Annotated in this window: 14 protein-coding genes; 8 read left to right on the forward strand and 6 right to left on the reverse strand. The window is 64.3% G+C overall.

From position 1 onward, the window contains the following. Positions 1-28: 28 nt before the first annotated feature. Together VBE63_RS10580 and VBE63_RS10585 are read left to right on the forward strand one after the other, a co-directional pair. The gene (locus VBE63_RS10580; protein WP_323682991.1) at positions 29-2,119 is read left to right on the forward strand and encodes an autotransporter assembly complex protein TamA; all 2,091 of its coding nucleotides are present in this window, start codon (positions 29-31) and stop codon (positions 2,117-2,119) included. Between the two features lie 181 nt (positions 2,120-2,300). Beyond that, positions 2,301-5,351: a translocation/assembly module TamB domain-containing protein gene (locus VBE63_RS10585; protein ID WP_323682992.1), complete on the forward strand. Its 3,051-nt coding sequence runs from the start codon at positions 2,301-2,303 to the stop codon at positions 5,349-5,351. 22 nt (positions 5,352-5,373) lie between these two features. Here VBE63_RS10585 and VBE63_RS10590 read toward each other — a convergent pair whose 3' ends face one another. Continuing rightward, complete coding sequence (locus VBE63_RS10590; protein ID WP_323682993.1) at positions 5,374-7,224, reverse strand: ribonuclease catalytic domain-containing protein; 1,851 nt, start codon at positions 7,222-7,224, stop codon at positions 5,374-5,376. A gap of 262 nt (positions 7,225-7,486) precedes the next feature. Between VBE63_RS10590 and VBE63_RS10595 the strand changes: the two genes are divergently transcribed. From VBE63_RS10595 to VBE63_RS10605, 3 genes are all read left to right on the forward strand, one after another. Further along, positions 7,487-8,551 carry a folate-binding protein gene (locus VBE63_RS10595; RefSeq protein ID WP_323682994.1) on the forward strand — a complete coding sequence of 355 codons (1,065 nt, stop codon included), beginning with the start codon at positions 7,487-7,489 and terminating at the stop codon, positions 8,549-8,551. Positions 8,552-8,717: 166 nt separating this feature from the next. Continuing rightward, entirely contained in the window at positions 8,718-9,440 is a 723-nt protein-coding gene (gene ubiG, locus VBE63_RS10600; protein ID WP_323682995.1) for a bifunctional 2-polyprenyl-6-hydroxyphenol methylase/3-demethylubiquinol 3-O-methyltransferase UbiG, read from the forward strand. Between the two features lie 8 nt (positions 9,441-9,448). Then, the gene (locus VBE63_RS10605) at positions 9,449-10,150 is read left to right on the forward strand and encodes an HAD-IA family hydrolase (RefSeq protein ID WP_323682996.1); all 702 of its coding nucleotides are present in this window, start codon (positions 9,449-9,451) and stop codon (positions 10,148-10,150) included. A 26-nt stretch (positions 10,151-10,176) separates the two neighbouring features. On the opposite strand, the gene VBE63_RS10610 is transcribed toward VBE63_RS10605, so the two are convergent. From VBE63_RS10610 to VBE63_RS10620, 3 genes are read right to left on the reverse strand one after another with little or no spacing between them, the layout of a single operon-like run. Then, a complete protein-coding gene (locus VBE63_RS10610) occupies positions 10,177-11,421 on the reverse strand; it encodes an IS91 family transposase (protein ID WP_323682997.1) in 1,245 nt (414 codons plus the stop codon). Beyond that, positions 11,414-11,983 carry a tyrosine-type recombinase/integrase gene (locus tag VBE63_RS10615; RefSeq protein WP_323682998.1) on the reverse strand — a complete coding sequence of 190 codons (570 nt, stop codon included), beginning with the start codon at positions 11,981-11,983 and terminating at the stop codon, positions 11,414-11,416. Before VBE63_RS10615 ends, VBE63_RS10610 begins: the two co-directional genes overlap by 8 nt. Positions 11,984-12,037: 54 nt before the next feature. Next, entirely contained in the window at positions 12,038-12,286 is a 249-nt protein-coding gene (locus VBE63_RS10620; protein WP_323682999.1) for a site-specific integrase, read from the reverse strand. A 656-nt stretch (positions 12,287-12,942) separates the two neighbouring features. Between VBE63_RS10620 and VBE63_RS10625 the strand changes: the two genes are divergently transcribed. The 3 genes from VBE63_RS10625 (at position 12,943) to cpdA (ending at position 16,638) form a co-directional block, all read left to right on the forward strand. Next, the gene (locus VBE63_RS10625; RefSeq protein ID WP_323683000.1) at positions 12,943-15,270 is read left to right on the forward strand and encodes an alpha-amylase family glycosyl hydrolase; all 2,328 of its coding nucleotides are present in this window, start codon (positions 12,943-12,945) and stop codon (positions 15,268-15,270) included. A 118-nt stretch (positions 15,271-15,388) separates the two neighbouring features. Beyond that, positions 15,389-15,616 (forward strand): hypothetical protein, encoded by a 228-nt coding sequence (locus tag VBE63_RS10630; RefSeq protein WP_323683001.1) that lies wholly within the window; start codon positions 15,389-15,391, stop codon positions 15,614-15,616. 158 nt (positions 15,617-15,774) lie between these two features. Further along, positions 15,775-16,638, forward strand: a complete 864-nt coding sequence (cpdA, locus tag VBE63_RS10635) for a 3',5'-cyclic-AMP phosphodiesterase (RefSeq protein ID WP_323683002.1) — start codon at positions 15,775-15,777, stop codon at positions 16,636-16,638. 189 nt (positions 16,639-16,827) lie between these two features. Here cpdA and VBE63_RS10640 read toward each other — a convergent pair whose 3' ends face one another. Next, positions 16,828-17,133, reverse strand: coding sequence for an acylphosphatase (locus VBE63_RS10640; protein ID WP_323683003.1), 306 nt, complete (start codon positions 17,131-17,133; stop codon positions 16,828-16,830). A gap of 72 nt (positions 17,134-17,205) precedes the next feature. Beyond that, entirely contained in the window at positions 17,206-17,793 is a 588-nt protein-coding gene (locus VBE63_RS10645) for a thioredoxin family protein (protein WP_323683004.1), read from the reverse strand. Positions 17,794-17,958 lie beyond the last annotated feature (165 nt).

The following is a 17,958-nucleotide window of genomic DNA, read 5'->3' on the forward strand; positions in this document are numbered from 1 at the left end:
GCCGTCATTCGATACCCTGACCTATGGCTTGACGATCAAGTCGCTCGGCGACGCGGAACTCGATCGCGCCATCAACGATAGCTCGATGCTCGAGCGCCTGCGTGAGGAGGCGCCAGTCGGTCCGTTCGGATTGATCGCACGCGCCGATATGGACATCGACCGCATCGACCAGGTGCTGCGGAGCTTTGGCTACTACGATGCGCTAATCGAGATCCGTATCGCTGGCCTTGACCTCAATGACAGCGCCTTGCTGCCGAGACTCGAGCAGCTTGCGCGAGGCACTGAGGACCAAGTCCCACTCCAGGCCCAAGCTCAGACGCCACTCCAAGCTCCAGTTCCTGCTCCAGTTCCTGCTCCAGCTCCAGCTCTGCCACAGGCTCAGGCTAAGGTTCCGCACCAGGCCGAGTCCCCGGCGCGGGCTCTAGGCCAGGCCAAGGCCCCACCTCAGACTCAGGCCCCGCCTCAGGCTCAGTTGCAGGTGCAAGTCCAGATTGACCCTGGGCCGCGATACCGGCTCGGCACCGTCCAGCTCGATGGCCCCGTCCCACCCGCGGCACGCGCCGCATTCAACCTGCAGCCCGGTGAGCCCGCCAACGCACCGGATGTGCTGGCGGCAGGCACCGCTGTCCTCGCAGCCCTGCGCGAAGATGGTTTTCCGTTCGCGCAGGTGCCGCCACCCGAGGCCATCGTCGACCATCGCACCCGCACCATGGCGATCAGCTATCGCGCCGAGCCGGGCGAGCGCCTGCCACTTGGCGAGATCGAGATCATTGGGCTGGAGCGGTTGCGCGAGGGTTATGTGCGGCGCCGGCTCGGCCTGAAAGCCGGAGAATCATTTAGCCCCAGCCGTCTCGAGGCCGCACGGCGATCATTGATGAATAGCGAGGCCTTGGCCTCGGCACGGCTGACAACCGGCAGCGCGCCGGACGCGAGCGGTCGCCTCCCGCTGCGACTCGAAGTCGTCGAGCGCCCGCGCCGGGTACTGCGGCTCGCCGGCGCTTACTCGAGCGACGAAGGCGGCAGTCTTTCAACTGCCTGGACGCATCGCAACCTGTTCGGCGGCGCCGAGCAACTGACGCTGGCCGCCGAGATCAGCCAGCTCTCGGCTCGACCGATCGGCGACATCAATGATTCGGCCAGTGCCGCGTTGCGGATTCCTGATCTGTGGCGGCGCGATCTGGATCTGCAGCTCAAGCTCGGCGCCGTCAGCGAGCGCCTCGAGGCCTATGATCGCGATGCGCTGACCGCTTCGGCCCTGCTCGAGCAGCGCATCTCGTCGCGACTCAGGATCGGCGCCGGTCTCGGCATCGAGCGCGCGCGGATCGTTCAGGATGGTCCGGACGAGGACTTCGAGCTCTTGTCGCTGCCGATGACGCTAGACTGGGATGGCAGCGATGATCCGCTCGACCCGCGTCACGGCTGGCGACTGACCGCGCAGCTAACTCCAACGCCAATGGTGCAAGGCGATGGTGACCCCTTCGTTCGCGTCCGAATGGTGGCTGCCACCTATCTGGATCTGTCTAGCGCCAGTGCTGCTGGGTCCAGTTTGGCTGGAACCCGTCTGGCCGGTCCCAGGCCGTCTGGACCTAGACTGTCTGGACGCGGGCCCTCTGGACCCACACTGTCTGGTCGCACCAGCAGTCGCAGCAATACCATCGAACCCGGGGTACAGACCGCAGCTGATCCGCCGCTGCTCGGGCGTCGAGTGCTCGCGGCGCGGCTGGCGATCGGCCGCACCCTCGGCGCCAACGCCAGCGCCATCCCGCCCGATTGGCGCTTCTATGCCGGCGGAGGAGGCTCGGTGCGCGGTTATCCGTTCCAGTCGATTGGCCCGCACACCGCTAACGGCTCGCCCGCTGGGGGCGATGCGCTGATCGAAGGCAGCCTGGAGCTGCGCCAGCGCATCGGTGCGCGTTGGGGGCTTGCGACCTTCGTCGATGTCGGCGATGTCTCCGCGGACGGCTTCCGCGGCTTCGGCAATCTTGCGATTGGCGTCGGCCTGGGTGCCCGCTTCCACACCCCGGTCGGACCGATACGAATCGATCTTGCAACGCCGGTGAGGGTTGCTGAAGACGACCCAGTGGTGCAGCTCTATATCGGCATCGGCCAGGCCTTTTGATGAGCCAGAAGCAAAGCTGCGCCGCACCATGATGCGACACCCAGGTTTGCGCCCAGGTCTGCGCCCAGATTTGCGCCCAGGTTTGCGTCTTCAATGGCGACGCCAAAGACGGCAGCATCAGCAAAGGCTGAAGCAGAAAAGGCTGCGACAGAGACGCTTTTGGACCTGGACAAGGCTGGCCTTGGGTCCATCACTGACGCTCCCGGTTGTTCTTGCGCTGGTCATCGGGCTCAACAGCGAGAGCGGGCGTGACTTGATGGCGAACGCGATCAAGGCAGCCACTGGCAGTCGGGTGCAGATCACTGGACTTGGCGGCTCGCTACCCTTTTCGCCTCGGATCGAGCGGCTGGTGATCGCCGACGCCGACGGCCCTTGGCTGCATATCGATCATGCTGCCTTGTCGCTCGCACCGCGCGCGCTGCTGAACGCTGAGCTCGAGATCCAGTCACTGACGGCGGGCTCCGTCGCGCTGCTGCGCAGGCTATCGACCCGTGGTGGCTCCAGCAGCACTTGGCCCCTGCCGCTCGCGATCCAACTGCAGCATCTTGCGATCGGCAATCTGCAGCTGAGCGGAGCGGTCGAAGCCGCGCCGGATTTGGCGATTCAAGGTTCCGCTGCCCTCGCCAGAGACGGCAATCTGCAGGCGAACCTCGCGATCACGCCAGCCAGCTCCACCGCAAACTTTGATCTCACGCTCCCCGGTCGTATCAGTGACCTGGTCCTCCTCGACCTAAGGGGCTCGCTTCAGTCCGGCGCGCTCGCGCTCACCCTCGGCGAGAGCCACTGGTCGGGGATCGACGCGCAGGGGCATCTGCGTTGGGCACCTGCGCAGTCGCTGCCGATCGGTGAGCTCGCGTTCGATATCGCGCAGCTCGCCAGGCTAGAGGCGGTCGTCGCCCCTTGGCTCGACCTATCAACACCGCTGACACTCGGCGGACGCCTGCAGGTGCGTCTGATGCTCAATGAACAAGGCCTGCTAGAGATCGACCTAGAAGGCGCGGACTTGAGCCTGCCGCACGAGATTCAACTGGCAAGGCTGGCATTGCTGGCCGAGGTCGATGCTCCTCTCGAGCAGCCATGGGTCCGCTCGACACTTCGAGTCACAGGCCTCGAAGTGCCCGGCCTCGCGGGCGACTTGGCGGTACAAGCCACAGGTCCTGCCGAGGCACTTGAGCTGAATGCCGACGCTCAGCTGCAGCTCGCACAGGTAGAGGAGCGGGATCAATGGGATCAACGGGAACAGCTCGCGCAGCTGGGACGGCTGCAGTCGCTAGGCGCCGACAAACAGGTCCGGCTCAGCGGCAGCGGACAGCTACAGGCGTTCGCGCGCCAACTGCGTCTGAGCACCGCCTCGCTTGAGCTGCAACGACATGGATTTCAGTTGCTTGAGCCGGCTCGTATTGATTTTAGCGAGGGACTGAGCATCGACGCGCCAGCAGTCCAGCTCTTGGCCTCGGACGAGTCGCAGATAAAAGAGCAAACCGGCGGCCAGCTTAGGGCTAGCGGCCAGCTTAGGGCTAGCGGCCAGCTCGGAATCAGCGGCCGCTTGGCACCAGCGCTGGCGCTTGACGCACGGGTCATTGACCTGCCAATCGCAACGGTCATCGCCCTGCTACCCCGCACCGCCGCGCTCCCTGAGCCATTGTGCAGCCTCACTGGCCTGATCGATCTTGAAACCCGCCTCGATGGGCCAGCGAGCGCGCCGCTTGGCCGCCTTGATCTGCTCGCCCGCCAACTCCGCTGGTCTGCAGGCCTGGGCCGCAGCCTGCCACCGGGCGAGCTACGATTGGCGCTGCAGCGCAGCCCGACAGCAACAACGATCGAGGCGCAGGCACTGGTTGGCGACCGCGCATCCCTGGAGCTCGCCGGGCAACTCGGCTCAGTGCCTTCTCTAGTCGACAACCTAGCGCTGCGCGCCCGCGGCCAGATCGATGTCGCGCTGCTCAACCCCGTGCTGGGCGCCGCTGGCCGGCAGTTGCAAGGGCAGCTCAGTCTGGACCTCGATATCAGCGGCCGTCATGCGCAGCCTTTGTTCGAGGGTTCGGTCGAACTCCGCAACGCCGCCTGGCGCGATCGCCGCCTCGGCCTGGTCTTGACCGAGATCGACGGCAGACTGCAACTCGCCGGTGAGACGCTCCGGCTCGAGCGTCTGACCGCCAGCGCTGGCCCAGGAACCCTCCAGCTGACCGGCACCCTGGGCTGGTTGTCTCCAGACCAGCCGGTCGACCTCAAGCTGAGTGCGCGCAAGGCCGGCCCGTTCCAGCTTGACCTGCTACAACTGCAAGCTGACGCCGATCTCCGGCTGCGCGGCGCGCTGGCGCGAGGCTCAGAGCTGAGTGGTGGCATCCAGTTCGAGCGGATCGATGTGCGGATTCCCGACCGCCTGCCAGTCGCTGTCACCAGTCTCGAGGTCAAAGAGGTGGGCGTCCGGCGCCAGCCACGGAGTCACCGGCAGCGCTCGCATCGGACGAACGGTGACACCCATGCCGGCTGGTCGCCTGCATCAATCGGGCTGGACCTGCTAATCAGTGCCCCGCGGGCGCTGAGCTTGACCGGCCGCGGCATCGATGCCGAGCTCGGCGGCGAGATCCGCGCCAGCGGTTCGCTCGCCGAGCCGGCGATCATCGGCGACTTCCGGCTATTGAGCGGCGACTATGCACTGGTCGGCCAGCAGCTGCGCTTTACGCGGGGACGCATCGGCTTCAATGGCGCCTCGATGCTCGACCCGACAATCGACCTCGAGGCCCGGGTCCAGGCCGCCGGAGCCACCGCCATCCTGGCCGTCGAAGGCACCGCTCGCGCGCCGGTGATCCGCCTCACCGGCGAGCCTGAGATGCCAGAGGACGAGGTGCTCAGCCGATTATTGTTCGGCCTCTCGCGCTCGCGACTCTCGGCGCTGCAGGTCACCCGCCTCGGCCTTGCGGCCGCCTCCTTGGCCGGCATCGAGGGCCCAGCCATCGGCCTGCTCGAGCGCACCCGCAGCGGACTCGGGCTTGACCGATTGGGCATTGGGCAAAACGCCGATGGCTCGTGGCCTGGCCGCGGGTATTCGATGCTTGAAGGTGGCCGTTACCTCAGTGAGCGCGTCTATCTGGGTGCTCGCCAGGGCACGCGAACGGGTGAGACCCAGGGCATTCTGCGCATGCAGCTCAACCCACGGATTCGTTTGGAAACCGATGTTGGTGCCGATCGTGGGGCGCGCGCTGGTGCAGCCTTCGAGCTCGAATATTAACTGCCCCTGACAGGCTGTAACGTCAACCCAGCAGCCGAAACTGACACTCAGCCTGTGCCAGATCCACCTCTGCCAGCGCCAGCGGTACCGCTTGGTCAAGCGCGAGGCCCTGCTTGGCACGGATGCGTGTCTCCAGCGCCAGCTCCGGAATCAACACCAGAGCCTTGCGCTCCTGTAGCTCGACCACGACGCCCTCGCCTTTCCACTGCGGCCGTTGCTTTAGATGCACCAGCTTCCAGTGCAGGTTGGATTGGCGCTCGGCGCGGCGCACGATAATCCCGCCTTGATCGGCCTCACCGGCGCGCTGACTCACCTGCTCGGCGCTCAGCGGCTCGCTGCCACGCAGATGCTGGCGCAGCTGCTGATGGACCAGCAGATCAGCATAGCGACGCAACGGGCTGGTGACGCGGCTGTAGGCATCCAGCCCAAGGCCGAAATGGCGTCCTGGCTCGCCAACGACCGTGCGACTGGGCTTGAACAGGCGCCGATAGGCATACATCGCGGCCATGCTCGCCGGCTGCTCGATGCGCTCTGGCGTCGGCTGGGTGGCGAAGGGGATCGGCAGCTCGCGCGCCTGGCAGTAGCGGGCCGCGGCCTCGCCCGCCATCAGCATCAGCTCAGTGACCATCGAGCGCGAACCGGTGCGCTCGATCGGTCGGATCAGCACCTCGCCCTCCCGCAGCCGCACACTGACTTCGGGCAGATCGATCTCGACTGCGCCCGAGGCTAGGCGACGCTGGCGATAACGCTCGGCGATCTGGGCCAGCTCCGCGAGGGGCGCTTCCCCAAGCCGACGGTCAGCCTCGGCATAACTCAGCCGCTGCACCTGCACCAGGCTCGGCTGGATCTCGATCTCGCTGATCTCGCCCTGCGCATCCAGCCGCAGGCCAAAGGAGAGTGCCGGCGAACGCGACTGCAGCCCAAGCCCAAGCTGCTCGGTGATGGCCACCGGCAGCATGTGGATGATGCCCTCGGGGAGATAAAGGTTAGCGCCGCGCGACCGTGCCTCGCGATCGAGCTCGGCGTCTGGCTCCACCAGCGCGGCAACGTCGGCGACATGGACCCAGACCCGATCCCCATCCAGGCTGATCGCATCATCTGGGTCTTGATTGCCCTCGTCATCGATCGCAAACGCCGGCAGATGCGTCAGGTCGAGTCGTTCCGGCTCGCCAGGCCTTTCGACCGTTGCCGCTAAGCTTGGGATCGGCAGCTCGGGGTTGGCGGGCGAGGCTCCAACCCGTGCTGGATAGGGATTATGTGTCGGTGGCCAATAGCCGACCGAAACCAAGAGCCGGTAGGCGCTGATAGGGGTTTCTTCAAAGCCCAAGGCCTTGAGGATGCGGCTATGCTCGCCCTGCAGGTTGGCGAGTCGCTCGACCTCGCCGAGCGCCTCTCGATCTTCGGGCTCGATCCGGCCCTCGCGCAGGCGCTCCAACATCGCCGCCCAGGCCTGCTCGGCCTTGGCCTTGGCCTCGCGCTCAGCGCGGTCGCGCTCGATCAGCTCGACTGCGCGCGGACGCAGCGCTTCCAACGTACCTTCGAACCAGAGCCCCTCATTGAGCCGCTCCCAGGCGCCCCAGGCCGCGCCCGGACTATGCTCGCCATAGAGCAGCTCCGCGAGTTCCTTGAGATCGGTCTCGACCCCCTCGAGCAGCTCCCAGGCCTCTTGCGGATTGACCTCGGGCGGGCGCAGCTCGGCCAAACTCGCGACCGGTCCCGGATGGAGCGATAACACATCCTTGGGTCGCACGCGCTTGGTCTGCCCGCCCTCGATCTCGATTTCGATCTTCTCCGCCGCGGCCAGTACCCGCGCCGGTCGGCTCTTGTACACGACTAGGCTGCCGGTTCGCGGAATGGCTTGATGAAAGGACAAGGCGTTGTTATCTCCAGGACGTGAGTAAGCTGAGCGTGGTGGCTGATAACACTATATCAGTTGCCATCATCCAAGGGTCCGATACGCTATCATCGCCTGCCTAACGCAAGCGAGCGAGCGAGCGAGCGAGCGACCAACACCCAAACCCAATCTCGACCGACCACATCCAGTAGCCGGTGGCAACCAGCATCATCGCCGACCGCCGGATCAGAGTCGCACGATGAAAGCCCGACTATGAAAGCCTGACTATGAGAGCCCGACTATGAATACCGACTGGCAAGCCTTTCTCGACTCTCAGGGCGGCCATATCGGCAGCGACGGCGCCGCACAGTTCGACAGCGCGCCAGCCGATCCAGCCTCTGCGCTCATCGACCTGTCGCACCTCGGCCTGATCGCTGTCAGCGGCCCTGAGGCCCAAGACTTCCTGCAAGGGCAGCTCAGCAACGATCTGCGCGAACTCTCCGACACCCACACTCAGCTCAACAGCCATTGCAGCGCCAAAGGCCGGATGCTCGCCAACTTTCGCGTCCTGCGCTTCGAGGAAAGCCTGTTCCTGCTGCTGCCGCGGGCCCAAAAGGACAGTCTGCTGAAGCGACTGAGGATGTTCCTCTTGCGGGCCAAGGCGACGATCGACGACGCCAGCGATGCGCTCGTCTGCGTCGGCATCGTCGGCGATTGTGCCGAGGACGCCTTGACGCACGCCTTCGGTCGTCTGCCGAGCGAGCCGAATGCCATGGTCCGCAAAGGCGCCACCGCGCTGATTCGCATTGCTGACCCTCATCCGCGCTACCTCTTGATTGGACCGGCAGAGGCGGCCCGCAGTGCCTGGGAAGCGGCCCGTGCAGCGGGCGCCGAGCCCGCCAACCCGGACCTCTGGGCCCTGCGTGACATCCGCGCTGGCATCCCGACCGTGCTGCCTGAGACCAGCGACAGCTTCGTCCCACAGATGGCCAACATGCAGCTCATTGATGGCGTGAGCTTCCACAAAGGCTGCTACACCGGCCAAGAGGTGGTCGCGCGGATGCAGTATCTGGGCAAGCTCAAGCGGCGCATGTATATCGCCCAAGCCGAGCTGGATGCCGACGCCGAGCCCCCGGTGCCTGGTACCCTATTGAGTTCGCCCGACAGCACCTCTGAGCAAGCGCCAGGCCGGGTCGTCGACGCCCGCCCCACCGGCACCGGCCGTTGGGAGATGCTGGTGGTCGCCGAGATCAGTGCCGCTGAGCAGGGCGAGCTGCGGCTGGGCGATGCAGGCCCGGTGCTCAGCGTCAGCCCACCGCCTTACGGTTTTCCGAGCAAAGACTTGGCACAGGATGAGCCGGCTTAATCCGTCTCGTCGCTGGTCCAGAAGGCATCCTTCAGCCAGAGGGCGTCCTTCATCAGTCAGCGCCAGGCGGCAACCAGGCTGACCGCGCCGCGACCGGCCTCACCAGCGCGACCAGTTAAATCACCGGACCTACCCATCGCAACCGCGATCATCGACCGAGCATCCTATGACCGAAACCGTCCACAATGTCGATCACGCCGAGGTAAGCAAGTTCGAGGCCCTCGCCTCGCGCTGGTGGGACCCGGAGAGTGAGTTCAAGCCGCTGCATGAGATCAACCCGCTGCGGCTGGGCTATGTGCAAAGCCGAGTCCCACTGAACGGACGCGAGGTACTGGACGTCGGCTGTGGCGGCGGCATCCTGTCCGAGGCCATGGCCCTGGCCGGCGCCAAGGTCACCGGCATCGACATGGGCGAGGAGCCGCTCAAGGTTGCTGAGCTGCACACGCTTGAGACCGGGATCGAGGTCGATTACCGGCAGATGCCCGTGGAGCAGTTAGCCGCTGAGCGTCCGGCTAGCTTCGATGTGGTCACCTGCATGGAGATGCTGGAGCATGTGCCCGATCCCAGCTCGGTCATTGATGCCTGCGCGCGCCTGGTGCGGCCCGGCGGCTATGTCTTCCTCTCGACCTTGAATCGCAATCCAAAGAGCTACCTATTTGCGATCATCGGCGCCGAGTATGTGCTGAACCTGCTGCCGCGCGGCACCCATGACTTCGCCCGCTTCATCCGCCCCTCAGAGATCGACCGCTGGGTGCGCGCGACGCCACTGCGCATCACCGACATCAGTGGCCTCAACTACAACCCGATCACTCGCCACTATCGGCTCTCGAAGGATATCGACGTCAACTATCTGGTGTGCTGCCAGATGCCGCGCGGCACCGATGCCTGAGAGCACCGATGGCCGAGGCTGATCTAGCCGGCGCGGTGCTGTTCGATCTCGACGGCACCTTCGCCGATACCGCCCCCGATATGGCGGCTGCACTCAACCGTCTGCTGGCACATTATGACCGCCCACCGGTGCCGCTCGCGCAGGCGCGTCGTCATGTCTCATCCGGCTCGCGCGGCATGCTCGCGGTCGGCTTTGGGCTGATCCCCGGCGACCCCGACTACGAGCGGCTGCGCACTGAATATCTCGAGTTCTATGCCGCCGACATCCACTGCGATACCTGCCTCTTCCCTGGCATTGCCGAACTGGTCGAGGCGCTCGAATCGCGCCAAACGCGCTGGGGTATCGTCACCAACAAGCCCGGCTGGCTCACCGATCCTTTGCTCGAGGCGATGGCACTGCCGTTTCAGCCTGACTGCGTGGTCAGTGGCGACACTGCCGCGCGCGCCAAGCCGCATCCCGATCCACTGTTCCACGCCTGCGGACTGATCCAATGCGATCCGCGCGCCTGCTGGTATGTCGGCGACGATCAGCGCGACATCCTCGCCGGTCGCGCCGCTGGCATGCGCACCCTGGCTGCACTCTATGGTTATCTCGGTGTCGAGCGGCATCCGCGCGACTGGGGCGCGGATGGGCTGCTCGAGCATCCGCTCGATCTGCTGCGTTTTCTCGATACCGATGCGCCAATCGGCGTCTCAGCCGCCACGAGCTGAGCCTGAACGCATGCGACTCGAGCAGGCTAACCCAGACCCGCACCCCAAGGCCACGTCCACCGCTGACCTTGCGGCAAACAGGCCAAGGTTCGCCGGCGTAGCAAGCACCAGCAGCGCCACCAGCCTCGAATGGGGCTTTCCGAATCGCGCCACCCCCGCGGGCTCGAGCGCCTACGATGCGCGCTCACGCGCAGGTGTCCCTTGCCACACATTGGACAGGGATGGCCAGCGTACGCAGCAGGCTCGGTCTTCGCTCTGGCCGGCGCGCTCGGCAGCACTGCCAACGCGCTACGGATCAGCAGCAGGCACTTCGCCCGGCAGCGATTGGCGAGGAAGCCGAAATGGCGCACACGCATGAAGCCCTTGGGCAACACATGCAGTAGGAACCGGCGCAGCAGTTCCTCGCCGCTGAGCGTCATCACCTTGCGCTGGTTGCCGTCAGCGTCGTCCTGATAGCTCAGCGCGACCGAGTCGCCGTCGAAGTCCAGCAGTCGAGCGTCGGAGACTGCGGTGCGATGGGTATAGCGCCCGAGATAATCGACCACCGTCTCGGCACGCGCCAGGCAGGGTTTGGAGTAGACCACCCACTCCTTACCCATCAGCGCCTGCAGAACCCGATCGACTTCGTTGCGATCGCTGATTCGTGGCAACCGCCCGGCCTCGAACGCCGTGCGCAGGCGGCTGACAAAGCCGCCGCGAACATGCCGCGACAGCGCACGAACCGGGAACAACGCATTGCGTTTAGCCGGATGCCAGGTGCCGTCCTCAGTCAGCGCCCCGCCCGGCACCAGGCAGTGCAGATGGACATGACGCACCAGCGTCTGGCCCCAGGTGTGGAGCATCGCTGTCATGCCCAATTGGCCGTTCAGGCGTTTGGCGTCAGCGCCGAACGCCGCGAGCGTCGCCCACACCGTCTCGAACAAGAGATCATAGAGCTCCTTGGGCTGGACCTCGACCCAGCCATTGAGGGTGTCGGGCAAGGTGAACACCAGGTGATGGTAGGTCACCGGCAGCAACGCCGCGCGTTGACGCTCGCACCAGGCTTCAGAGGCATGACGCTGGCAGCGCGGACAGTGGCGATCGCGGCAGGCATGGTAGAGAAATGAACGCGCCCCGCAGGTGTCGCAGTCCAGGGCAAAGCCGCCGAGGGCAGCGGTCCGGCACTGGGCGATGTGATAACAGACCTGCCACTGGTGCGCACTGAGCGGGTGCGCTGCGGCCACGTCGTTCAAGCAAGCATGCACCAGCGCTTGTAATGAGGCTTCAGGCATGGTGGTTTGCTCCACCGCTCACCGGCGTGCTCGCCAACTGCGCGATCAGATCCAGTTCGCCTTCGCCATCGCCGGCACTCGGTAGCCAATGCACGTAGCGCAGCGTGGTGTGGATGCTGGTGTGGCCCATCAGACGCTGCAGTCGCTCCACCGGCAGACCCGCGGCGAGTTGGTGCGTGGCGTAAGCATGCCGCAGCGCATGAATGCCACCGACCTTGGTCACCCCGGCTTGCTGTTTGGCGCAGGTGTAGGCCTTTTGCAGACTGGTGGTCGACAAGGGTGCATCGCCGCGGCCGGCGAACAGCCAGTCGGTGGGCCGATACAATCGCCAATAGGCGCGCAGCTGTGCGAGCAACGTCGGTGACAACGGCACCAGTCGATCCTTGGCGCCCTTGCCTTGGCGTATGCACAGCAGCTTACGTTCACCGTCGATGTCGGCTACCCGCAAGGCCAGCACCTCGCTGAGGCGCAACCCGCAGCCGTAGGCGAGCATCAGCATGCTGCGATCGCGCGTCTGGCGACAGGCGTCGAGAATGGCCGCAACCTCGGCACGCGTGAGCAACGCTGGGATGCGCTGCGCCCACTTGGGTAGGACCTCTTCCAGGTCCAGTGTGCTCTAGTCGAGCACCTGCAGATACATAAAACGGATGCCGTTGTAGGATAAGCGCACGCTCGCCGGGGCCAATTGCCGCTCAATGACCAGGTATTCGAAGTACCGGCGCAGATCGTCGTGGCTCAGGCAGTCCGGCGAGCGGTGCGTGTATTTCGCCAGACCACATACCGCAGCCAGGTAGCTCTCGTGGGTACGCGGCGAGTAGCCATGCATCTGCATGGCGGTGATCATGCGTTGGCGCAGCAGCGTCATCGTCCAGTCCTCGACAGACAACCCGGATCGGGTCCCTTCGAATGTGGTCGATGCGCAGAAAAACACCGGAAAACCGACGTGCTACGGCGCAATTCCCTGCGCCGCACGCGCAATTGAAGAGTTTTATGTGTTTCTGCTGCAAACACTTGGGTTGTTTGCGGCCACTACCCTAGTCATCATCCCAAATCCTCTGGCGCGCGGTTAACACCAGCACGGATTGTAGATGATATTCCGGAGAGGTCCAGGGCGGGATCGCGCGGGCGAGGAACCGCTGCTCAGTGCCGGTAGGACATGGCCGCTGATGCTCCCCAGCCCTCTCCCAGATTCAAATACCCCGCGTTTGGCGGCGGCCTCAGCTCGGCTGTCGCTCGGGTCGGAGCAGTAGCGACGATAGACCGGGGGCCTGGCTTGCTTCGCTCGGCCGTGCCTGTTGTTACCCCCAGCCTTGGTCGTACCGATCGCCGTTGGCGAGTCAGGCGCCACAGGCGGCCGATGGTGCTTGAGCGGGTGTCTGTTTTTCTAGCCTTAAACGAACCATTTGGGTTCACTGGTTAGAGTCCCATCGCAGCATTGCCCGGGCAGCGAGGAATGCCAAGGCTTAAACTGGGCCTCATCACCATCATCCGCACCCGCAGCGACCAGAGCGACCACGCCTCATGCCCGATCTCGATATCCATTTTCTGCCGCCATCCGACTGGGCCAATAGCATCCATCTGCACTACTGGGAGCGCCAACCCGCAGCGGACGGCAGCGACTGGCCCGGCGTGCGGATGGAGCCTGATCCGAGCGCGCCAGGCTGGTACCGTTGCCGGCTCTCGCAGACCAGCCAACTGCACCTGGTCTTCAATGACGGCCAGGGGCGGCAAAGCGCCGATCTGTTTCGAGATCAAAGCGGTTGGTACCAGATCGACCGCGGCTGGCAAGATCAACGGCCAACTGGAACCGACACCGCGAGCGCCCTCGCAGGGGCTACGAGTGCCATCCCCGATGCTGCGGGCGCTATCCCAGGCTCTACCTCAACCGTCGCGTCGGCTGACGCAGCCGCCTTAGCAGCCTCAGCGGCAGCCCCAAAAGCAGGAGGAAGCGCGGGCGCAGAAGCGCTCTCGGCAGCAACGCCACCTCGGCCTCAACAAGGGTCTCAGGCTCCAGCTCCAACCACAGGCCCACGCCCAGTCGCCGAGCGCACCGATTTTCGCGAGGAGACCATCTACTTCCTGCTCACCGCCCGCTTCTTCGATGGTGATCCCTCCAACAACTTCTTCTGCCGTGATCGTATCCGCTTCGACGAGCAAGGCAACGCCACCGACCCACACTGGCGCGGCGACTTCAAGGGCCTGATCCAGAAGCTCGACTACATCCGCGACCTCGGCTTCACCGCGATCTGGATCACGCCGCCGGTCGAGAACCGCTCCGGGCTCGATTATCACGGCTACCATCCCTACGACTGGACCCGGATCGACCCCCGGCTGGAATCGCCCGACGCGACCTATCAGGATCTGATCGATGCCGCCCATGCCAAGGGCCTCAAGATCATTCAGGACGTGGTGGTCAACCACTCCTGCCAATACGGCATCCGTGGCCAGGTGCATATCGACCATTTGCCGATCAAATACTATGTGCCGCAAGGCTCGGAGCCGGGCCGGGTCGATCATGGCCCCTACCAGGGCAACCTCGGCAACTACGCCTGGCCCAACCGCGATGATATCGACAATCCCGTCGCGCCCGACTGGTATCGCGAGCGCCACGCGCGCGACCCCGAGGGCCTCGAACCGTTAGTCGACCCCCAGACCGGCGAGACCGTCCCCAAGCCCGGCTACAACCCCGGCCGCTTCTTCGGCATCGACGCCCAGCGCCTAGACCCGAACTGGTACCACCAAGACGGCTTCATCTGCGGCGGCGACTGGGAGAGCGCACATCCGCTGCAACAGAAGCACCTGGCCGGCGACTGCATCGATCTCGCCACCGAGCGCCAGAACGTCAAGGACTACCTGATCGGCGCCATCAATCGCTATCTCGACATGGGCGTCGACGCCCTGCGCATCGATACCGTCAAGCACGTTGAGCGCGACAACCTGCTCGAATACGTCAATGCCTGGAAGGCGCACAAGCCCGGCCTATTCGTGTTCGGCGAGAACCTGGTCAAGGGCTATGGCTGGGGCGATCTCGGCGGCGGCGACAACGGACCGAGCGAGATCCGACCCTGGTGGTACACCCGCCTCGGCCATGATCCGCGCGATCCGAACAGCGGTGGCGACTCCGGCTTCCCACAGCTCGACTTCGGCCTGTTCTCGACCTTCCGCGACACGGTCAGCAAGGGCACCTACGCCGGCACCGCTCAGATCCTGTCGATGGACTGGATCTACGGCGATGTCACCAGCCTGGTCACCTTCCTGCAGAACCACGACGTCGGCCCCGACAACGACTTCAAGTACCGCTTCAAGGGCGAGGACTGGATGGCGGCGGCGGCCTACAACCTGCTCTGGACCGCGCGCGGCATCCCTTGCCTCTACTACGGCGAGGAGATCGCCTTCATGCGCGGCGCGCCGCAGGATGTCGAGGGTGAGAAGGACACGCTGGAGAGCACCGGCCGCGCCTACTTTGGCGACCATCTCGAAGCGGATCGCATCGCCGAGACCCAGTCCCACCCGCTCTATCGCCATCTTCAACGCCTGAATCTGATCCGCCGCGCGATCCCGGCGCTACAGAAGGCGCAGATGACCCAGGTGAACGAATGGGGCAGCGGCATGAGCTTCGTCCGCGATCTCTCCGCCGAGGGCTCCTACGTGGTGATCGGGCTGGCGATCGGCAGCGATCAGCAGGTCGAGATCGGCGGCATCCGCGCCGGCCTCTACCGCGATGCGGTCAGCGGGGCCGAGCAGCAGAGCGACGGCCATCTGTCCTTCCAGGTCAAGGGCAGCTCAGCGGGCATCTGGGTGCTGGATGGACCTGGCAAGATTGGCGAGGATGGGCCTTATCTGCACTGAGCCGCTGCTGCACGCTGATGCGCACCGATCCTCACCCTGTTGATCTCCGTGCGTCGGTATTGATCTGTGGTTCTGTCTTTGGAGAGCGGGTATGAGGTTTCCGAGAGCATCCGACATCATGAGCGCACGCCTGACAAGCTCGCGCCTCATCGGCCCGCGCTGGCGCCTGATCGACGCCCTGATCGCCGGTGTGGCGCTGACCCTGATGCTGATAGCCAATCTGAGCGGCGATCGCGGTCAGGTGGGCGGGTCCGGTCAGGCGACCGGCCATCCGCTGATCGCTGTACTCACGAACGCCCTTATCTTCGCCACCGCCATCAGCGTCAGCTTCCCAATCGCAGACTGAGGCTCATCCATCGGCCAAGCCCACTCGTGCCGAGAACTGCATCATAGTTCTCGCGACAGCGCATTGCGCTTCAGCGCCGTCGATGCTATTCAAAACCGTGCCCAGCGCTCAGCCAAGCAGCGAGCGCGCAACGTCTTGATCAAGAAACCGCTTCTCTGATGCCCCACACCTCGCCCCCATTCCAGGTCGACAATAGGGTTGCGACCAAGCCGTCCAACAACACCTCGCAAGCAAAGGCTCAGCCAGGGCAAGTGACGGCGCAACGCGTCCTACAGTTCACCGACCTCCATCTCTACGCCGAGCCCGATCGGCAATTGTACGACTACTGCACCCGCAATAGCTTCGAGCAGGTACTCAGCCTAGCGCAGCGGACGCATTGGCCCCCAGACGCAATCCTGTTCACCGGCGATCTAGTGCACGACGAGCGCGCTGAGGGCTACCGTTATCTGCGTCAATGCATCGAACGCCTCGGCTGCCCTTGTTTCTGCATCCCAGGTAACCACGACCGACCCGATCTCCTAGCGGCAGAGGTCGAGCCGGGAGCAGATCGTGACTTTCGGGTCGAACGTTTGGGCCCCTGGGATCTGCTGCTGCTCGACTCGACCCTGAGCGGCTCTGAAGCCGGGCATCTTCAGCCGCAAACCCTCGCCGCCCTAGAGCATCATCTCCAATCAAGCCAACAACGCCCTGCCCTTGTCGCCCTACACCATCAGCCGATCCCCGTGGACAGCCGCTGGCTTGACAGCATGCAGATCGAGAACGGCGCCGATCTGATCACCCTCGCCGAGCGTTACAGCCAGCTGAGGCTGATCCTCTGGGGCCATGTTCACCAGGCCTTCGATCGCCAGCTGCAGGGCACCCGACTCCTCGCCGCCCCGTCCACCTGCACACAATTCAAGCCAGGCAGCGACGACTTCGCCCGCGACAGCCTCGCCCCCGGTTACCGATGGCTCCAACTGGAGCCCGACGGCAGCCTACAGACAGGGATCGAACGGCTCGACGCCAGCGTCACGTCGAGCTAAAGAGTCGAGCCAAAGCGCCGAGTTCAAGATGATGATGCGCCGCCAGCCTGGAAGACGCAGTACCTGCTTCAGGGTAAGGGGTAATGGGTAAGGCTCAGGGCTCAGCGCCCTTCGAGAAAAGCGTCAGCGTTGAGTCAAGGGCAGACGGGATAGACGCCTGGCTCAGACGCAAGATATTCGCGCCCGCCCTTAGTGGGTCGTAAACGCGCTCAGCGGTCGATAGTCTTGGGTCTCACAGGCGACCGCAGACACATCGGCTGCTGAGGGGCCGCGGTGCAGCCAAGCTTTGAAGCTATCGAGTGCATCAGAGTCGCCGCAGGCAAGCACTTCGACGCGCCCATCGGGCAGGTTACGTGCGTAGCCAGTAATACCGAGCCGTTGCGCCTCGTGAGCAGCGGAGGCGCGAAAAAAGACGCCTTGCACCCGACCACTGACGAAGCAGCGGATACAACGCGCACCGGCCCATCCGGACCCTTGCTGTGGATCTGTCATCATGACCTCCTCAGGGTGCACTCAGGTTGAACCATCGGCACTCAGGTTGAACCATCGATTGAGTCATTCGCTGACCTATTGAGACAACGCGGCCTGCTGCTCAGCGTCGCGCTTGGCCCGCTTGTACTTGGTGAAGGTCGTCTCCTGATAGGCGCCTTCGACGACATACTGACCAAGCAGCATGAACTCTTCGCTATCGCGTGTCGCTCCGGTATAGCGCGCAACGAGATTGCCCTCGAGATCAAAGAACGCAAACACGGGCGTTGCACGAACCCGAAACTGCTTCAGCGCAAAGTCTTTTTGCGTATCTGGATTGCCCGCAAAATCCACCACCTCGATATCGCCCTCGACATCCACCGGAAAGATCAGAAAATGCTCGCGGAAGAAGTCCTGTACCTCGGGCTGATTGAGCACCCTCGACTTCATGCGATGACAGAAGGGGCATTCATCCATCTCAAACATCAACAGAATGCCGGTTTTACCCTCGTCCCGCGCGGTTTCAAGCTCTTCACTGAAATCGCCGAAGGTCTGGTGGAAGAAGTACTGACCAGGATCGCGCCCAGGATCAGCGAGTGCCGATCCTGCCAGCAGACCAAGGAGCAATATAGGAATGAGCAGCACGGCAAGGGGCTTGAGCGCGGCTAATGCTCGAATCAAGGGCATCACTGGTTCCTCTCAGTCACATGTTGGATGAATGCTCGGCTCTTTGCCGGATCGGTATTTCGCGGCGCCGCAGGGTCGGCGGGGCATGCGCGAACGGTGATCTTTAGATTGTGCGAACAAGCCAGACTAACTGCAATCCTGCAATCGCGTTCTTCATCATGCTGT

Origin of the sequence: Lamprobacter sp. (assembly GCF_034860625.1) — a bacterium.
Classification (GTDB): Bacteria; Pseudomonadota; Gammaproteobacteria; order Chromatiales; family Chromatiaceae; genus Lamprobacter.